Raw genomic sequence first — 516 nt, 5'->3', positions numbered from 1 at the left:
CAAGGGCACATCCAGCTCGCGAAAGCGATCACCCAAGCGCGCCTTGAGCTGCTCCTCGCGCAGCGGCAGGATGCGCACGCCTTCATCAAGCCGCGCGGCTTCGCTGGCCGCAGCAAACTCAATAGACTGGCGTGGATAGTCGAGAATCAGGTTCTTGAAGTTCTGGTCGTGGCCCATCGGGGCTCCCGCTTCGCGCGCCAGTGTCCGCCACCCGGGGACCGGCGCTCATGGGGTGAGTCTAGCCGATCGCGTCTCAGTAGGCACCCGCACCGGCCGGGCTCTGCCAGAATCCATCAGCCCCGGCGCTAAGGTCTTCGGGCGCTACGGCGTCAACGGTTTCGTGACAGCGATCGTTAACGTGGTCCGTCCCTGATATCTCCCCAGATCAACCTGGGTCATGGGCTCGAACAGCAGATGCTTGAAGCGCTCCAGCTCTGCCAGCAGCTTGGCGTGGGTCTCGGGCAGGGTCATCGGGTGGTCGCGATCGGGCGTGATGTTCATGGCTTGCGTCTAGCC

The 516-nt window shown here is 64.0% G+C and carries 1 protein-coding gene; it reads right to left on the bottom strand.

Annotated elements, in window-relative coordinates:
• Positions 1-321: 321 nt before the first annotated feature.
• Positions 322-501 (bottom strand): hypothetical protein, encoded by a 180-nt coding sequence (locus VBE63_RS31135; protein ID WP_323686800.1) that lies wholly within the window; start codon positions 499-501, stop codon positions 322-324.
• Positions 502-516 lie beyond the last annotated feature (15 nt).

Source organism: Lamprobacter sp., from assembly GCF_034860625.1.
Lineage (GTDB): Bacteria > Pseudomonadota > Gammaproteobacteria > Chromatiales > Chromatiaceae > Lamprobacter.
Note: the sequence above shows the minus strand (reverse complement) of the source record. Positions and strands in the feature narration are given on the sequence as shown.